Consider the following 18580-nt stretch of genomic DNA (forward strand, 5'->3'; position numbering starts at 1 on the left):
TTAAAAAGTCAAGTTAATTCCTACCAGGTAGTTCCGGGTTGAAGGGGTGTTGGTACCGATCGTTAATATACGTCTCAGTGCTTGTGACAACGGTGCTGCTGCATTCTCATTTCCGTAGGAATTGGTTTCAGGATCCATACCTGATTCTTTGTTATACGGAGAGAACATCACAAACGGATTCTGTGCAGTGAAGTAAACCCGCAGCCTGCTGATACCTGCTTTTTCCAGAAGTTTGGAGTCAAAATTGTAACCCAGTGTCATCGTTCTTACTTTCAGATAAGATGCATCAAAGTATCCCAGCGTACCGCCGTATTTTGGGTTATCACCACCGATACCACCAGGAGCAGGATATTGAGCCGAGGTATTTTCAGGCGTCCAGTAATCCACTTTCACATTATTCCCAGATCTTGTATTAAGGTTGTTCAGATACCCCGACGAACCATACAATGTACTATTCAGCAAACCACCGCTTTTGAAAGCTCCGACAATTCCAAGATCAAATCCTTTGTAAGAAACATGGGTATTAAATCCTCCCTGAAAATCGGGCTGCATGCTGATGATTTGTCTGTCACTTCCACCGATCGCCCGGGTAGGTGTTCCATCAGCATTATACTCCCCTGTATATTTAACCTTGATCATCCCGGCATTTCCACCTGGTTCAAGAATATCTCTGTACTTATCTTCCGCCTGCCAGATACCAATTTTCTCATAATCGTAAATCGAGTTGATCGGATGGCCTACAAACCACCAGTTACCTTCGTCGCGCTGCTGTCCCGAAGCAAGTGATACCAGTTTGTTACGGTTGGTATAGATATTGAAACCCACATCCCATGTCCAGCCATTTCGGTTTTCGATAATTGTTCCGTTCAGGCTTAGCTCGATACCCTTATTCTGAGTCTGGCCAACGTTGGCTGTGTAGCTGCCTACACCTGATGTCGGCGGTAAGCCTACCCCAAGCAATACGTTTTTGGTTTGCTGTTCGTAGTATTCAGCAGTACCCGACAGACGGTTGCCAAACAATTTAAAGTCCACACCAAAGTTGACGGTATTGGAAAACTCCCAGCCTAAACGTGGATTAGGCGCATTTGAAACATAAAATCCGGTAGAATAAGTATCATCTCCGAAATTGTAAGGCCTTGTAGAAAGGAGCCCCAAAGTCTCGTACGGATTTACAGCCTGGTTGGAAGTTTGCCCGTAACCTGCTCTCAGTTTCAGAAGATTGATCTGGGTAATTCCACTCATAAAATTCTCTTTCGAAATATTCCATCCTGCGGAAACAGCCGGGTAAGCATTCCACTGGTATCCTGATGCAAGGCGGGACGAACCATCAGAACGGTAGGTAACACTCAGCATGTAACGGTCGTCATAGGAGTACATCACACGACCCATATAGGAAAGCAACCCCCACTGGCTATATCCCTGGTTAGCAGGATTGACCGTAATGATTCCGTCTGCACGACCCAGGTTATAGAACTGGAAAGCATCCGCAGGAATATCCCTTGCCCCAACAGAAGAGTTGTTGGATGTGTTTTCCTGTGCAGAGTAAAGCGCTACGGCATTGATCATGTGTTTGTTAAACGATCTGTCATAGCTCAACAGGTTTTCAATTGCCCAGTTGGTTGTGAGCGTGTTGCTGATACCGGCTGTCGATACGTTTTGTACATTGCCGCTAAAAACACCCTGGCCTGTATAATTTCCATTGTTTGACTGACGGAAGTTCAGACCCAGGTTAGCACGATATTTCAAACCTGCGATGCCGGGAATTTTTAATTCCCCAAACAACGTGTTGTAGGATCCGTATGCTTTTGTCAGATCGACATAACCGTCGCCTACGCTATTAAAGCGTTCACGTGAGGGTACCCATTGCAGACCTGTGGTTTGCTCCTGAACAACGGTTTTTATCGTTCCGTCAGCATTGTACGGGTTTGTAATTGGTGTTCTTGACAAAGCCATTCCTACTGCCGGCACACCGTTTCCGTTGTTGATCGTAAAGTTTGAGTTGGTAGACAACCCAACCTTGATATACTTGTTTATTTCCTGATCCACAGAACCTTGCAGTGAGTAACGTGTAAAGTTCTGCAATGGAATAACTGCATTCTCTTTATAATAACCAAACCCGAATGAATAGCTACCTTTTTCTGTTCCGGCGGATACGCTCAGGTCATGGCTTGTCATCATTCCATTCCGGTAGATCATATCCTGCCAGTCGGTATCAACGTCGTTAGACTCATCGAGGGTGTTTTGGTATTTTTGAAGACTTGCAGCACGAAGCGCGGCAAACTCTGGCCCGTTCATCATTGGATATTTGGCAAAAACTGTTGTAACTCCATGAAAACCATTGTAGTTAAACATTGCCTTCTGTCCTCTTTTCCCGGTATTCGTCGTAATCAGAATCACACCGTTTGCTCCCCGTGATCCGTAAATCGCGGTGGCAGAGGCATCCTTCAAAATATCCAGACTTTTAATGCTATTTGGATTAATGTCTGTAAGCGAACCGGCGAATGGAATTCCGTCCAGTACAATCAGCGGATTGTTATCAGCGCGAAGAGAGCGCTGTCCTCTGATCAATATCTGCATTGCAGACCCAGGTTTTGATGATGTTTGAGAAATATCTACTCCCACTACCCTGCCCTGCAATGCCTGTGAAAGGTTGGAAGACGGCACTTCTCTCATGATATCACCCGATACAGAGACAACAGAGCCCGTTACAGCTTCCTGCCTTTGTACTCCATAACCTACCACCACCACTTCATCCAATACTTTGTTATCACTTTTCAGCAATACGTCAATTTGTTTTTGTGAGCCGATCGTGATTTCCTGAGAAATGTAGCCGACAAGCGAAACTACCAGCACTGAACCAGGCCCGTCCACATTGAGTTTGAAATTCCCGTCACCATCTGTAATGGTTCCTCTTGTGGTAGACTTTATGAGAATGCTCGCTCCCGGCACACCCACACCATCTTCGCCCGTAACCTTACCGGTAACTTCAATGTCGGCGAATGATGCTGATTTTTTGATGCCGGAATTAGCCAGACTTGTCCCACCAGCCAAAGCGCTGACCGGAAGTCCACCCAGCAGTAAAATAGGAAGGCCCGATATCGTCACGATCTTGGCCAACGTGTTACGGTTTAATAAACAGCCATGCATAATTGATGTATAATTTGATGTTCTGAATTAATTGAATTGGCAATCCGGGCTGGCTACCATCCGGGATTGTCATTACCGGAGAGCAGACCACTTACCGGCAAATTTCTGAGGGCGTACAGTTTCATTTCATAAATTTCGGGTTGAATAAATGTGTAAAAAACTTAATCAAAAGGTGGTCAAAACGACTTGCAGATAAATCCTGAAATTAAATAGTGTCATTTTGACAATATTTAATTTCGACGTAGTTTCGGTCTCTGATGTTGCAACTCTCGCTATTTCTCAGGATCCGGTTTAAACCAATGGATTGCTAAGAATTGCTAAGCTCATGCATCAAAACAGTTCATCATTTTTTCCAGATATTATTTGATTTATTGTCGACAAAAGTAACTTGTCCGGGCATTCTGATGTGAGCACATTTGTTTATTTTACCGGCACAAATGTTCAAAATCGTCTGAAAAATGAGGAATTCGGAGACAAACTTGCATTTTTACTATTAAATTATCGTTTTGAAGCAGAAAACGGGGCTTATATCGCCAGGAGATCACACAAAATTGCTCATGCCTTTTTCCTTGATTTTTTACAGAGAACATTCATATTATAATCGGGTAACCAGATAACCCTTCACATCAATGCGCCTGAAGCTTTCCAATCTATTCCGATTTGCCTGTTTATTATTACTGTTAGGTACGATTACCTTGGTCTCCCGGGCACAACGCCCCGAACCAAAGTTCACGTCCATTACTTCAATGGACGGATTATCTTCCAACACTGTGTCGGCAATTCTTAAAGATCGATATGGGCTGATGTGGTTTGCAACTGATGATGGTCTGAACAGATTTGACGGCACGGACATGATCGTTTATCGTCATAAAAAAAAGGACTCAACATCGCTACGGTCAAGTGACATCAGCAGTCTGCATCAGGACAAATCGGGTCGTATCTGGGTAGGTACGAACGAAGGCGGCCTGCACTTTTACCACCGCAACAAAGATCGTTTTGTAAGCTTACCGTCTCCGCACAGTATCACCAGTATCACAAGCGACACATCGGGGAAGTTGTGGGTGGCTACAACTGCCGGACTGATTCGTGTAGACCAGAAAAGTCTCCATATCAGCACGTTCTCATCCGTTCCGAGTATCCCGGATGAAATATCAAAAGGCCTGGTGCTAAGTGTGGCGATAGACAGGAAACAGAGAGTCTGGGTTGGTACAAGAAACGGACTTTACCGTATTGATCCGTCTCATAAGAATAATGAATACATCAATTTTTTGGAATCCCTTCCTGATGAAGCCGGGCTCCGTACAGTAAAATCCATTATCGAAGACCTGGAGGGCAACATCTGGGTGGGCACATACAGTGGTGTGTTCAAGCTGGATCAGGAAGGAAAGATCATCAGGAATTTCAGGTATGAATCAGGAAATAAAAATTCTCTCAGCACCAACATGGTATTTGCGCTTGCACTGGAGAACGATAACAAGATGTGGATCTGTACGGACGCAGGGCTCAATATTCTTAACATGCGTGACGGAAATATTACACGATACGGCCCCGATGCGAGAACCCAGTTCAGCTTGAACAACAAATCGGTGCGTAGCATACTGATTGATAATGAAGGTATTTTCTGGCTGGGCACGTACAAGGGAGGCGTGAATAAATACGATCACAATCTGGCAATTTTCGGCTTGAAGAGATCTGATGTGAACGACCCCTACGGATTAAGTGAGCCGTTCGTAACCTCTTTTGCCGAGACCGGATCCGGTGAGCTGTTTGTTGGTACAGATGGCGGTGGGCTGAACCTGTATAACCGGGAAACAAATCTGTTCAGGAAATTTCCCATCAATCCAAAAAACAAAAACGCAGCATCAGGACTGGCAATTCTAACCCTCAAACTGACCGCCGAAAATGAACTATGGATCGGTACTTTTCAGGATGGGCTCTTCCGATTCAATCCCAAAACCGGAGCCTACACGCAATACACCAGGGGAAAAGACACCACGAGCCTGAACAACAATGAAATTTTCTGTTTGGCAAAAGACCGGTCCGGCAGGCTTTGGGTGGGTACCAATGGCGGTGGTGTTCACCTTTTTAATCCTGTAACAGATCGTTTTGAAAGATACCATAATCAGGCAACCCCCATTTCCAAAAGGATGATCCCACTCAATGGTTACATCAGGGATATTGTGCAGGATAGCCGTGGAATGCTCTGGATTGCATCGCATGGGACCGGAATTGCTGTTTTTGACCCAAGTAAAAAAAGCTCAGTGTTGCTGGATAAACAATCTAGCAATCTGCCAAGTAACATCGTTTCGTCTATTTTGCAGGACAAAAAAGGCAACATCTGGGTTGGGACATTTGGCGAAGGAATGGCTCTCTATGACCAAAAAACGAAAAAGTTTATTTCTTTCGGAGAAAAAGAAGGGTTAGCCAGTAACATTGTCAATAAGATACTGGAAGATGCCCAGGGGCGGATCTGGCTAAGTACGAATCAGGGGATCAGCTGCTTTGATGTAAAAAGCAGGAAATTTACCAACTACACCACTTACAACGGCATTCAGGACAAAACCTTTGTACTTGGCGCCGGTATCCGTGCGACCGACAATACCCTTTTCTTTGGAGGGATTGCCGGATTCAATTACATTGATACCCGCAGCCTGCCATCAGCCAAAAGTATTGCTCCCGTTATCCTAAAAGACCTCCGAATAGGTAACAGAAGCATTACGCCGGCAGATTCCAATTTTATCGATGCCGACATTTCCGTTGCCAAAACGATCAGCCTTGATTACAAGCAGAATTTTTCTGTGGGATTTGCCGCACTCGACTACACAAATCCCCGGCAGGTACACTACCGGCACAGGCTCGTGGGAATGCACACCGACTGGAACGAAACCGGGCTGGCCAACTCGGCAAGCTACACCAACCTGAGCCCAGGAAAATATGTGTTTGAAGTTCAGGCGAGCGGTGATGGCATCAACTGGGGTCCTCAGACCACTTCAGTGCAGGTGGTTGTGAAGCCGCCGTTTTACCTGACAATTTATGCTTACATCCTCTACATCCTTACGCCGTTTGCCATTGTGTTTTATATGAGACGCCGGGGCATTCAAAAATTGCAAAGACAATTTAAAGAGCAACAGCAACGGGCGGAAGAGAAGCAGGCGAAGGAACTGGATAATCTAAAAATTAAATTCCTGACCAATTTGAGCCACGAGTTCAGGACACCGATATCATTGATCCTCGCACCGGTTGAAAATCTGCTGGTCAAGACGCAAAAAACGGAATTGAACCCTCCTGTTGTTGCCATAAAAAGAAATGCAAAACGGTTGCTCAACCTTGTGGACCAGCTGCTCGATTTCAAAAATATGCAGCAGCAGGAGCTTACGCTGGATCTTAACCGGAAAGACATCATTTCATTTATCCGTGAAACCTGCGAGCAGTTCACCGACCTCTCCATCAGGAAAGGAATTCAGTTTAAAATTGAAAGTGATATCCGACAACTTATGATGGATTTCGATTCCGAAAAACTGGAACGGATCCTGTTCAACCTGCTCTCGAACGCATTTAAGTTTACCCCGAAAGGAGGCACGGTGAAACTCGAAATATTTGAGCATTCAAATTCGGATGGGAACGGGCTTTCCATCGCCGTAGCCGACAACGGCATTGGTATTCCGGAGGATAAACACGACAAGATTTTCGAACGCTTTTTCCAAAACGATACCGATCTCACAGTGCTCAACCAAGGCAGCGGCATTGGCCTGTCCATCGTGCGCGAATTTGTCCAGTTGCACAAGGGAAATATTTCCGTGGCAAGCCACCCGGGCGTTGGAAGCACATTCACCGTTCAGCTTCCCGTTGCATCAGATTGTATATCGGTTCCCATGGCTGAACCGCAATTGTCTGACGAAAAAAGGGCAAACGCCGGTATGGAAACCAGAGTGATGTCCCAGGAAAAATCTGAGCTTGAAGAACCCTCAATCGTGCTTATCATTGAAGACAATGAGGAATTCAGGCAATACCTTAAAGAAAGCCTGATGCCATACTATCATGTGATAGAGGCGGTAAATGGAAAGGAAGGTTGGCAAAAAACGCTCAGTCATCATCCTGAACTGATCGTGAGCGACATAGCCATGCCGGAAATGGATGGTATTACACTGAGCCAGAAAATAAAGGGCGATAAAAGGACAAAACACATTCCAATCATTTTACTCACAGCCTCAACTGGCGAACAGCAGCAGCTCGAAGGTCTCAATTCGGGAGCGAATGACTATCTCACCAAACCATTCAATTTCGATATTCTGAATGCTAAAATCAACAATCTGATCCTGTTGAACAGGCTTTTGAAAGGTGTCTATTCCAGGCATATTAAGGTGTCAGGTCAGGATCCTCAGATTGAATCGAGTCAGGAAAAATTGCTTAAGGACATGCTGTCCTATATCGAAGACAACCTCCACACTTCCCAGCTTAGCGTCGAAAATCTCAGCAAACACGTTGGCATGAGCCGGGGAACCCTGTACAGCAAAGTACTTGAAATGAGTGGACAAACACCGATAGAATTCATTCGCTCCATCAAGCTGGAAAAAGCGGCTGTATTGCTGGAAAACAGTGACCTGAGCATCTCACAAATTTCGTACATGACAGGATTCACCGCGCCAAATTACTTTGCCAAATCATTTAAAGCTAAGTTCAATATGTTACCAACGGAGTATAAGGCCAGGAAACGAAAACAGTTGCAATAGATGGAAGCCTTAAGATGATAAAACCGAACCGGATTGGCTTTCAAATGTAAATAGTACAGGATATTTGCACGGTGAGTGGCTTTATGATGTATGTATTTCTCCAAGATGTATTTGCAACCCTAATTATGATCCGTGAAATATTCGTTGTCGACGACAATGCCGATTACCAGTTTCTTTTTTTTAAGCTTATGAAAGAACTCGCCACACCTTATTCGGTGAAGTTTTTTGAGAATGCGAAAGCGTGCCATAAGCACATGAAGGTGTTGCAGGCTAAGAAAGCAGAAAACTTGCCTGCACTTGTGGTGCTGGACCTTAATATGCCCGAAATGAATGGATTACAATTATTGAAGATACTTAAAAGTTCTGCTGTGGATGGCGGTGATGCCGCAACTGACATTCCCGTTGTGATCATGAGCAGTTACATTTCCGAGCAACAGGTGCGCCAATGTTATGAAGCAGGAGCTAATGCCGTGCTTGACAAGCCAACGGATTTTTTACAGCTTAAAACCACAGTTCAAGCCATTTGCAGATTCTGGCTGGACCGTAGCAATAACCCCGCTATTTCGAGTCTTGCACTTTAATATTGAATACAGGTAGAAGATATTGAGAAGCAGAAAGCATGCTTCTCAACCAGAATTGATTCTATTTTAAGTTGTGCATGTGAGCGGCAGATCTGTTGCAGCAAACACTAGATCAGGAAGGAGAAACGGATCATCTGTTGACAGAGCTTTCCGAATATGCAAACGAACAAGCGAGCGCTGAATGGTGTGCGTATTTAAGTAATCAGAAAAAAAATGCAGTGAAGCCGGGAGGTGTTTAATTCCCCGTTCCACTGCATTTTCAATTGAAGCCCGGTTGGCGTTAGAATGCACCAGTTCTTTCTGTTAGAGCAAACCCCGCTCACCAAGTGATTTTATATCCTCAGCCACCTTTCTGAGGTCGTTATTGAACTGATGCCCACCAGCAGGAACTTCGTGGAAACTCGCCCATGGCAGGTGTTTCCGGTAAACTGACTGCTGTTCAAATGGTACTTCTTCGTCATCGCGGCAGTGATAGAAAAACAACGGGATATTTTTATCTATTTTTTCGGCAAAATCGGCATTCAATTTAAACGGTTGAACCCAATCCTCCTCTCCTTTCCAAAAAGGTGTTGCCAGAAGAAAAACGCCTCCTATATGCTTACGTACATCGGATTCGGACAGGCAGACCAACAACATGGATGCTCCAAATGAATGCCCTACCAAAATAACCCCATCATCACCAGCAGCAATTTCGCTGCTGATTTGCCTGCGCCGTCCCAGGTCCGGCGATCCGTCGTTTGGCAAAAAAGGATATTGAAGCACATAATCTGCACCTAATTCCTTTTTTAACGAAGAAACCAGTTTTTCATCAGCCTCAAAATCCTCTTCCGAACCGCCGCCATGAAAGAATTTCACCAATTGTTCCATCATTGTAACAAACAATAAATGATTTTCAAACCAGTTTAGAAACCAGAAACTACTTAGCTTGTCTGACAGCCTTGATCGCGAAATCTCCGTATTGGGAAGCAACTGTTCCCGTTAAAGTATCTCCGGTTTGCGTGAAACTGTATTTAAAAGCGCCGTTCTGGCTCTCAGTTGTGAAAGTAACTTTCCCCTGTTCAGCAGTCAGTTCCTTCATTTCATTCTTTTCACCGCTATCTACATATCCCACCGTTTTATTGTCCTTTTGTTCAAATACAAAAGACCCCGTTTGATACTGCTCGGGAACATCGCTGATCATGTATTTCCAGGTTCCAACCAAATCCTCTGCCTTTAATGCATGCCGCGCCGCAATTGACAATGCACTGACCGCGATAAGCACTAGAAAAATGTATTGTTTAGTTTTCATGCTGAATAGGAATTAAGTTTTAATTATAAATACTAAGCGAAAATTAACAATAAATATTCTCTAAATACCATTCGACACTTACTTTTCTCTGCCTACAAAATGCATGCACCAACCCGTCTCCTGAATGTGTTCCGCACGTTTCCATCATGGCATGTTCTTTTTTTGTACTTCCAATTCGGGTTTTCTGCAAGGCCTGCGGGCTCACCGGAAAACAATTTACCTGCTTGCTTGTCGCCTTCAAGCGTTTGATATTTTATTAAATGCGGTATTCCATCTGGGACCTAAAATTCGTAACTCCGACCTTAAAAAACACAGAGACCGAAAAGCTTGAATTCTCCTTATTCCAATACCTGACCTGAATGCCGATCAGCATATCGTGTATAAACGATTTGAGCCATACACGACATAAAATTGAGCCATACAAGCAAGTTCACATCTCTTATTTGCATGACCTTTACATCCGAACAAAAAATCAATTTGCAATGAATATAGTCATGACCGGAGCTACGGCGGGGATTGGTGCAGAGGCCCTGAAGCACTTTACAAACCTGCAAAACACGAAAATATATGTTGGTGCACGGGGAACTGGCCGCGCGTTGCCCGAACGAACGGAGATAATTTCGCTTGACCTTTCTTCCTTAAAAAGTGTCCGTTTTTTCTCCGACAAGGTAAAAGAAAGTTTGGGTCAGGATAAAATAGATGTTCTGATATTAAACGCCGGGATCCAGGCAACTGATAATCAACTCCGCAGCGAAGAGGGTTTTGAACTGACATTCGCGACAAACCACCTTGCTCATTATTTACTGGTAAGGCTGTTGGAGCCAAATCTGGCAAAAGGTGGCAGAGTGGTTGTCACGACGAGCGATGCACATGATCCTGATGTAATTCCTTTTGGCCCAAAAACTTTGAACATAGGAGACCTGGCATACCCGACCGAAACGAGTCCAAAAGGAATGGCGTTTTATGCAGCCACAAAACTCCTTAATATGCTAACGGCACGTGCGCTTTTAACGAAATTGGAAGCAGACAAACACATTCGTGTGGTTGCATACAATCCGGGGCTAACCGGTGACACATCGTTAATGGGCAAACAATCTGCATTTTTACAGATGATAGTATCCGCGATCCGTCCGTTGTTTTATGTAATTAGTATCTTTAAACCCGCATTCTTTATGGGCACGGCAAAACGTTCGGGAGAAGCATTGGCAGAACTTGCATTGGGAAAAGTCGCGCTACCGGATGGTAAAATTTACGCATCGCTGGTCCGGGGGAAACTTACTTTTCCTGATCCTTCGCAACTGGCGCAAAACGACGCTATCATAGATTTGTTATGGAAAGAAAGTGCAAAAATGGTGGGCTTGCCTGAGTAAATAAATCATTAAAATGAAAAAACAGACAGATAACCTATTTTCGGATTCTATCGTCTATTCTCTGGATACAGCAAAGCAAACGGAGTATGATAACCTGCTTGTCGAGAGCGTCTTATTACTGCAAATCTCAGGCGAAATGACGTTTGAAACTTCCAGTGACCGGATCACCACCAAACCTGGTAATGTGTATCTGGTGAAAAAACACCAGTTTGTCAAAACCACCAAAACACCGAAAAATAATGAATATTACAAGGCGCTGATGTTCATTCTGAAAGAAGATACTTTACGGGAATATGCTCTGGAAAAGCAATTGGAAACAACGGCAAGGTATAACGGAAAATCAAATATCCTGATGCCTGAAAGCGCCTACCTGAAAGGTTTTTTCGACTCATTGATCCCATATACACAAAATGCGAAAGACATTGACCATCCGCTGAGTGTGTTGAAGGTAAAGGAAGCAATAGAACTCTTATTGCTGCTGAAACCTGATCTGCGCTACTTTCTGTTCGACTTCTCCGAGCCACACAAGATTGATCTGGAAAAGTTTATGCAGGCCAATTTCAAATTCAATGTTCCGGTAGAAAATTTCGCCAGACTGACGGGGAGAAGTCTGGCAGGCTTCAAACGCGACTTCGACAAAACCTTCGGGATGCCGCCACGCCATTGGCTACAAAACCGGCGGCTCACCGAGGCCCACTTCCAGATCGAGAAGGACCACAAAAGACCTTCAACCATTTATCTGGAACTGGGTTTTGAAAGTTTGTCCCACTTTTCCTATGCCTTTAAAAAGCAATTTGGTTATTCACCCAAGGAGGTGCGTGGTGGGGTGTGAGGTGAGTGCAGGTAAGTGCACGCTGTAATCTGATATCCAGGGAGCGCTCCGAATTTCAGATCTCCGAGCTTCGCTTCGCAAAATCTTTCCCGCCCTTCCTGCTTCGCTACCATTCCACACTCCGCCAGAATTTTCGGGAAACTTCGCAAGTTGAACATTGCTGATGGCACAAACATATCGAAGAGCTTCGCACATTATAAGGGCAGTAAGAATGAATTACTACCCAACGTAGCAAAAGACGTAGTATAATAGCCATACTGCCCCGAGTCGATCAAATGTATCTGAACTATGACACCACCACATGTAATTGCTAGTTTTCTGAAACGTCAATCAATGACCTTACTCAATCCTCAACCGTTCTTCCTCCAAATCAAGTTTTAGAAGGTAATGCCTGGTAACTTCCTCGTCGATGAGCGGATTATCTCTTGTCTCTTTTCTTAGCCATTCACGTTGTTTTTCCATTGTGGCGAAATAGATTTCTTTGCCTTCCTCCGAGAGTGTAAATATGGATTCTTCATCTTCATTTTTCTGCCATCGGGTTATCATATTTTTGATGTAGAGATTTTTATCTTGGTCGCTTCTGAAATTTTCGCTGAGATAGGATAAGGCAACGTCTTTCATTCCTTTTTGCAAAACTAAGCTGGCTTCTTTTTCAGATAAATGATAAGGCGTTTCTACCGGAATTTTCAAATAGTTGATTAATGCCGGAAGTGTCAATCCTTGAAGTATCAATGTCACAAGTATCACAACAAAAGTGATAAACAAAATAAGGTCTCTGTGAGGAAATGGCAGTCCGTTGTCGAGCGTTACAGGAATGGACAAGGCCGCTGCCAATGAAACCACGCCACGCATTCCCGTCCAACCGAAAAGTATCGGAGATTTACGTTCTGGATTAGGGTCTGCAACGTTGATGAAGTTTCGCACTAACAAAAGTGTTAGTACAATTACATAAGAAGCAATAAAACGAACAACGATTAATATTGCTGTAACGATTAATCCATATCCGATTGCTTCTGAAATTCCGATGCCTTCGTTTTTTAATCCCTCTGAAATTTCTGGCAAATCTAGTCCAATAATCAGGAAGACAATACCATTAATTAAAAAAGTAAAACTTTCCCAAACATTAAACCCTTTTAAGCGAGATTCAGGCGTTTTTAACCATTCGTGTCTTCTTACTGAAAGAAATAAACCACCGCATACCACAGATAACACACCTGAAGAATGAACTTCCTCTGCTGCGATATACATCACGTAAGGCGCTGCCAAACTTAGAATGACATCCATATTAACATCGGTAGGAAATATTTTATGAATCTTCAAAAAGATAAAACCTAAAGCCAATCCGATAGCAACACCACCGAACACCATCCAACTAAAACTTAGGGCGGCATCCTGCCAAATAAACTGTCCGGTTGCCACTGCTACTAATGCAAAACGAAAAATAATCAAAGAAGAAGCATCATTCAGAAGACTTTCGCCTTCCAAAACGGTGGAATAATTCTTTGGTATTTTTACATATTTAAGAATTGCTCCTGCACTAACCGCATCCGGTGGCGAAACAATTCCGCCTAAAACAAATCCTAATGCCAACGAAAATCCGGGAATATAAGAATTGGCTACAAATGCGACTATAATTGCGGTAAGAAAAACAATAATGAAAGCAAAACTTGCAGTGACGCCTCTCATTTTCCATAATTCTTTCCAAGAAATTTGAAAAGCACCCTCGTATAAAAGTGGCGGCAGAAAAATAATAAAAATCAATTCCGGCTCTATCTTTATCGTGGGAATTCCCGGTATGAGACTGATGAGAAGACCCGCAACAACCAATAAAATCGGGTATGCAATTTTCAATTTTTTAGCAAGCATTATGGCAAAAATAATGACCATCACTAATGCTAAATAAAATACAAAACTCTCTATCATAAAGGCATTTATTACATTAAAATATTATTCTGTGCTGATAAAGGTTGTGGTAAATTTTTGTCGTCTAACATATCTTTCATATCAATTTCCACCATGCGGCTAATTTGGGTTATCGGCACGTCGTTCGGATTACCCTCAAAAGGATTTACAGAACTTTCTCCAATGGTATCTAAAATATGAAAAGCCCAAGTAATCAGCGCAGTAAAAGGAATATTAAACCAAATAGTATAGTCTTCTAAAAAAGTACCCTTTCCTAAACCTGCATATTCTTTTAGCAATCCAAATGGAAGTAGAAAAATAAAAATATACATCAAAAAAGTCATTACCGTTTCAAAATTTCGAGGGTACGGAAAGTTCTTAATTCTTTCCGCCTTACCTTGGTCGTCAATCAGACGGGTAATGCAATTTTGAAGCTCTAACCATTCAATATGGCTCAAAGTACCTTCTTTTTTTAGTTTCCCTAAAGTCTCAGATTGTAATGCGATTAATTGTGTTGATTTGTTTTTCTTCGACAAAATGTAGGTAAGTTCCTCATCGTTTAGATATTGTTTCAGTTCTTCCTCTACTTTACCTTCCCATTCCGGAATGACAAAATTTCCTTCTGAAAAATCCTTATTGCTTCTATTTTTGGTGTTTTCCCAAGGACGAAATTCACGCAATTGAAAACGCAAAGTAGTAAGCCAGGCGAAATGCCTGTAAAACATCATTTTCACGGTTTTATCCTCCTTTCCGCCCAAAGTGTCTCTTAGCGTGAATGCAAAACTTCGGCTGTCGTTGATGATGGCTCCATAAATCTGACGGGCTTCCCACAATCTTCCGTAACTAGCATTGTTCTTGAACCCGACGCTAAAAGCTAATGCCGTACCCAATAATGCCACTGGTTGCCAAGGTAGCGAAAGAAAATGCCAGCCAAAAGCGTAAAGAATTGTAGGAATTGAGGCTATCAAAAAAAAACATAAAGTTTTGCGTAACGTCCATTTAAAAAAAACCAAAGGTGTATACCTTCTTCCTGTAAACATAGCGTGAACTGATATTTATCAATTGAGTGACACTGCATTATGATTAGCAATATCTTGAAATTATTTTAATTAATACAATCGCGACAAAAAACTTATTCTGCTCCTTTTTATCCTTTTACTGCCGTCCCAGATACGGAAATAATCACTGCATGTCTTCATAAAACTCTTGCTCCCTCTCATCTATTTTTTTTGATAGGTGCTTTCGCATCTGCTGACGGCACATAGGCACCAGTCTCAATCCAGGTTTTAAACTTTGCGACAAACTCCTTGTGTGTCCCCGGAGGCAATTCTCTTCCTTCACCGGGACTCCATCCGCCTACTACCAGTTTGTCAAAACTCACATGCTCGATCAGCTGCTCATGGGTCTTATGACTATTTGTTGCCGGGTCGAGAAGTTGTTTGGCCAACTCTCTTGGCGACTTGCCCTGAAATATCATTTTCATGTCGGCAGGTGGCAGATGCCAATTAGGGTTACCCGGAGGTGTATGTAATCCGGGGGAATTGGTGGGTTGATGACAATTACTACATTTCATAGCGTATACACCCTTTCCGTCTACACCCCGCTTCGGCAGCATGGCGTGCAGATGGCTATCCTCTCCTTGGAGAGGAATATCACCGGCAGGATGGCAATTCATGCATCGAGGGTGTGTTAGTACCTCATAAACTTGCATGAATGCTTTTACAGAGGCAACGCTATCTTTTTTTGGAACTACGGAAACCTTAGTAAAGTATACTTCACGACCAACAGAAGCAGTAAATATGCTGATGGCTATTATTGCCAGTGCAATGCGCGCCCCTGACTTTTTCGATGCTATTTTCTTGAATAGGTTGCTCATCATTGGGTCTTTTTATTTTTTTGCTAAAAGTTGATGATTCATTAACGGCAGATTGTATACCCGTTTTCCAGTTGCAGCAAAAATGGCATTGGCAATGGCGGGAGCAGTTGGCGGAACAGAACATTCTCCGACTCCGCCCATTTTGTCATCACTGTCAACGATGTACACATTTATTTCAGGAGACTCATGTATACGGCCAATCTTGTAGTCATAAAAGTTATTTTGCTGTACTTTTCCGTCCTTTATGGAAATTTCACCATAAAGCGCCATTGTCAGGCCAAAGATGATCCCACTTTCAACCTGTGCTTTAACACCTTCCGGATTAACTGCTAATCCGCAATCAATAGCACAATCGATCTTATGTACTTTTACCTGACCGTTCGAGATACTTACTTCTGCTATGGAGGCCACATAACTGCCAAATGACTCAGCCACTGCTACCCCTTTAAACCTGCCTGCGGGCAATGCTTCTTTCCAATTGCCCTTTTCGGCAACGAGATCCAGCGCTGCTAAGTGTCGCGGATGCTCTTTAAAGAAGCCCCGCCTGTACTCAACCGGATCACTCCCGGCATTGTGGGCAAGTTCATCCATCATGGTTTCCATTACGTAAGCAGTATGGGTATACCCAACTGAACGGAACCAAAGCACAGGTATCAATTCTTTGGTAGTATGCAATCCCACAAAATGATCCGGGATGCTAGTCAGATATGGTGAGCCTTTAACGCCTTCAACTGAGGTGTCGTCAATCGGGGTTTTCAGCTCTCCCAATACATTGGCAGCACCCTTCATAATGGATTGCCCCACAATGTTATGCTTCCAGGCGGTTGGCATTCCGTTCTGGTCCAGGCCTGTGGTTACATTATGGACAACAAAAGGTCGGTAAAAACCGCCTCTTATATCATCCTCACGGCTCCAAACCAATTTTACAGGTTTGCCGCAAGCTTTGGCAATGTGTACTGCTTCGGAAACAAAATCAGATGTAGGTGTAGCCCTTCTGCCAAATCCACCACCTAAAAATGGAACATTGATCTTTATCTTTTCAGGGGCCAGGCCCAATATTTTAGCTGCTGCTGCCTGGTCAGTGGTGGGTATTTGTGTGCCTGTCCAGATCTCGCAACTGTCTTTTTCTAATTTGACCGTGCAGTTTAACGGCTCCATAGGTGCATGGGCCAAATATGGAAACACATATTCCGCTTTCAGTGTTTTGACTGATTTCAAGAGCCCCGCTCCTGCATCACCTTTTTCTTGTACTGTCTGGCCATTGGTGGCTGCCAGTTTTTTGTAGGCTGCGGTTTGTTTGATTGTTGATAGTCCGGCATTTGAACTACTTTCCCATATAACCTGTAAAGCCTTTTTACCCTGTTGCGCTGCATAATAATGATCTGCAATGATGGCAATGCCCGTTGGTATTTTTACCACCTGCCTTACACCACTTACGGCTTTGGAATTACTGTCATTGAAGGACTTAACCTTGCCACCAAACACAGGCGGATGTACCACTATTGCTGTTAACAGGCCGGGAAATTGAATATCCATGCCGAAAATTGCCTCGCCATTGGTTTTTACCTTTGCATCCAGACGCTTGATACTTTTACCAATGTACTTCCAATCAGCTTTATTGCGTAAGGGAATATTTTCAGGTACTGGTAAAAGTGCAGCATCAGCAGCCAGCTCACCATAGGTGAATTTCCTTTCACCAGCAGTAACAGTACCATTCTCGGTTTTACAATCCTGGATAGGAATGCCTGAGCGTTTGGATGCTGCCTGAGTCAAGAGCGTTCGTGCAGTCGCACCTGCATTACGGTAACGGTCAAACTCAGACCAGGTAGTGCTTGAACCTCCGGTGATTTGTACACCATAAAGCGTATGATCGAAGATTTTGTCTGCACCACCATGCTTTACCGTAATCTGATCAAGACTAACGTCGAGTTCTTCTGCTATTAACATGGGAAGCGTGGTCCAAATACCCTGACCCATCTCAACGTGACTGAGAACGACCGTGATGGAATTATCTGTTCCGATGTTCAGGAAAGCATTTGGAGAAAATGGAACCCCTGCCTTAGCCTCACCCAAAGCAGCCATTTTTTTAGCTGTTGGTATTTTAAAAGAGATTAGCAATCCGCCAGCGAATAAAGCACCGGATTGAATAAAATTACGTCTGTTCATGATTTTTTGCCCTCCCTTTGCATTTTTGCTGCTTGATGAATCGCGGCTCTTATCCTGAGGTAAGTACCACATCTACAAATATTACCAGCCATAGCATCGTCAATATCCTGATCTGTTGGCGTAGGATTTTCCCTTAGTAACACGGCCGCTGACATGATTTGACCGGATTGACAGTAGCCGCACTGAGGTACATCAAATTCAATCCATGCCTTTTGAAGTGGATGGTCACTATCAGGGGAAAGTCCTTCAATTGTCGTGATACGCTTTCCTACCGCCCTTTCAATCTTGGTCACACATGAACGTACGGCCTCGCCGTCAAGGTGTACAGTGCAAGCACCGCATTGCGCCACCCCGCATCCAAACTTAGTGCCTGTCAGTCCAAGCAAATCTCTTAGTGCCCAGAGTAGTGGCATATCTTTCGATGCATCAATCTCGTATGCCTTTTCATTTACATTTAATACAGTCATAGTTGTTGAAAGATAATGGCTTGTTTATTAGTTAATTTCACTTTTCCGAAACTAGTATCTTGGTTCTTAACATTAAAAAATAGTGAGAAAGGGGATATCTATCGGACCTTAAAAGCCCATTTTACATTCTCGTCGCCAAATAATAAAGGGAGTTGTACGCTTTCAAAAATGGGCGATTTTAACTTTTGTGAAATAGCCCACGTAATGCATATATATTTTAA

12 protein-coding genes are annotated in these 18580 nt (G+C 43.5%); 4 read left to right on the forward strand and 8 right to left on the reverse strand.

From position 1 onward, the window contains the following. Positions 1 to 3117 carry a TonB-dependent receptor gene (locus LZG71_RS14820; RefSeq protein ID WP_233821546.1) on the reverse strand — a complete coding sequence of 1039 codons (3117 nt, stop codon included), beginning with the start codon at positions 3115 to 3117 and terminating at the stop codon, positions 1 to 3. A gap of 659 nt (positions 3118 to 3776) precedes the next feature. On the opposite strand from LZG71_RS14820, the gene LZG71_RS14825 reads away from it, so the two are divergent. Together LZG71_RS14825 and LZG71_RS14830 are read left to right on the forward strand one after the other, a co-directional pair. Next, entirely contained in the window at positions 3777 to 7877 is a 4101-nt protein-coding gene (locus LZG71_RS14825) for a hybrid sensor histidine kinase/response regulator transcription factor (protein ID WP_233821548.1), read from the forward strand. A gap of 125 nt (positions 7878 to 8002) precedes the next feature. Next, positions 8003 to 8458, forward strand: coding sequence for a response regulator (locus LZG71_RS14830; protein ID WP_233821550.1), 456 nt, complete (start codon positions 8003 to 8005; stop codon positions 8456 to 8458). Between the two features lie 303 nt (positions 8459 to 8761). Here the strand turns inward: LZG71_RS14830 and LZG71_RS14835 are convergent, their stop codons facing one another. Beyond that, positions 8762 to 9328 carry an alpha/beta hydrolase gene (locus tag LZG71_RS14835; RefSeq protein ID WP_233821552.1) on the reverse strand — a complete coding sequence of 189 codons (567 nt, stop codon included), beginning with the start codon at positions 9326 to 9328 and terminating at the stop codon, positions 8762 to 8764. A gap of 46 nt (positions 9329 to 9374) precedes the next feature. Beyond that, complete coding sequence (locus LZG71_RS14840) at positions 9375 to 9746, reverse strand: hypothetical protein (protein ID WP_233821554.1); 372 nt, start codon at positions 9744 to 9746, stop codon at positions 9375 to 9377. 482 nt (positions 9747 to 10228) lie between these two features. Here LZG71_RS14840 and LZG71_RS14845 point away from each other — a divergent pair, with 482 nt between their 5' ends. Both LZG71_RS14845 and LZG71_RS14850 read left to right on the forward strand, forming a co-directional pair. Further along, positions 10229 to 11116 (forward strand): SDR family NAD(P)-dependent oxidoreductase, encoded by an 888-nt coding sequence (locus LZG71_RS14845; protein WP_233821556.1) that lies wholly within the window; start codon positions 10229 to 10231, stop codon positions 11114 to 11116. Between the two features lie 13 nt (positions 11117 to 11129). Further along, positions 11130 to 11948 carry an AraC family transcriptional regulator gene (locus tag LZG71_RS14850; protein ID WP_233821559.1) on the forward strand — a complete coding sequence of 273 codons (819 nt, stop codon included), beginning with the start codon at positions 11130 to 11132 and terminating at the stop codon, positions 11946 to 11948. A 339-nt stretch (positions 11949 to 12287) separates the two neighbouring features. On the opposite strand, the gene LZG71_RS14855 is transcribed toward LZG71_RS14850, so the two are convergent. The 5 genes from LZG71_RS14855 to LZG71_RS14875 form a co-directional block, all read right to left on the reverse strand. Further along, positions 12288 to 13871, reverse strand: coding sequence for a Na+/H+ antiporter (locus LZG71_RS14855; protein WP_233821561.1), 1584 nt, complete (start codon positions 13869 to 13871; stop codon positions 12288 to 12290). A gap of 11 nt (positions 13872 to 13882) precedes the next feature. Continuing rightward, positions 13883 to 14890, reverse strand: coding sequence for a bestrophin family protein (locus LZG71_RS14860; RefSeq protein WP_233821563.1), 1008 nt, complete (start codon positions 14888 to 14890; stop codon positions 13883 to 13885). A gap of 176 nt (positions 14891 to 15066) precedes the next feature. Then, on the reverse strand, positions 15067 to 15729 hold the full coding sequence (locus tag LZG71_RS14865) for a hypothetical protein (RefSeq protein ID WP_233821565.1): 663 nt from the start codon (positions 15727 to 15729) through the stop codon (positions 15067 to 15069). Positions 15730 to 15738: 9 nt separating this feature from the next. Then, the gene (locus LZG71_RS14870) at positions 15739 to 17892 is read right to left on the reverse strand and encodes a xanthine dehydrogenase family protein molybdopterin-binding subunit (RefSeq protein WP_233821567.1); all 2154 of its coding nucleotides are present in this window, start codon (positions 17890 to 17892) and stop codon (positions 15739 to 15741) included. Then, a complete protein-coding gene (locus LZG71_RS14875) occupies positions 17889 to 18359 on the reverse strand; it encodes a (2Fe-2S)-binding protein (protein WP_233821569.1) in 471 nt (156 codons plus the stop codon). The genes LZG71_RS14870 and LZG71_RS14875 overlap by 4 nt, the downstream gene beginning before the upstream one ends. Positions 18360 to 18580: the final 221 nt, after the last annotated feature.

The organism is Dyadobacter sp. CY312, from assembly GCF_021390535.1.
GTDB lineage: Bacteria > Bacteroidota > Bacteroidia > Cytophagales > Spirosomataceae > Dyadobacter.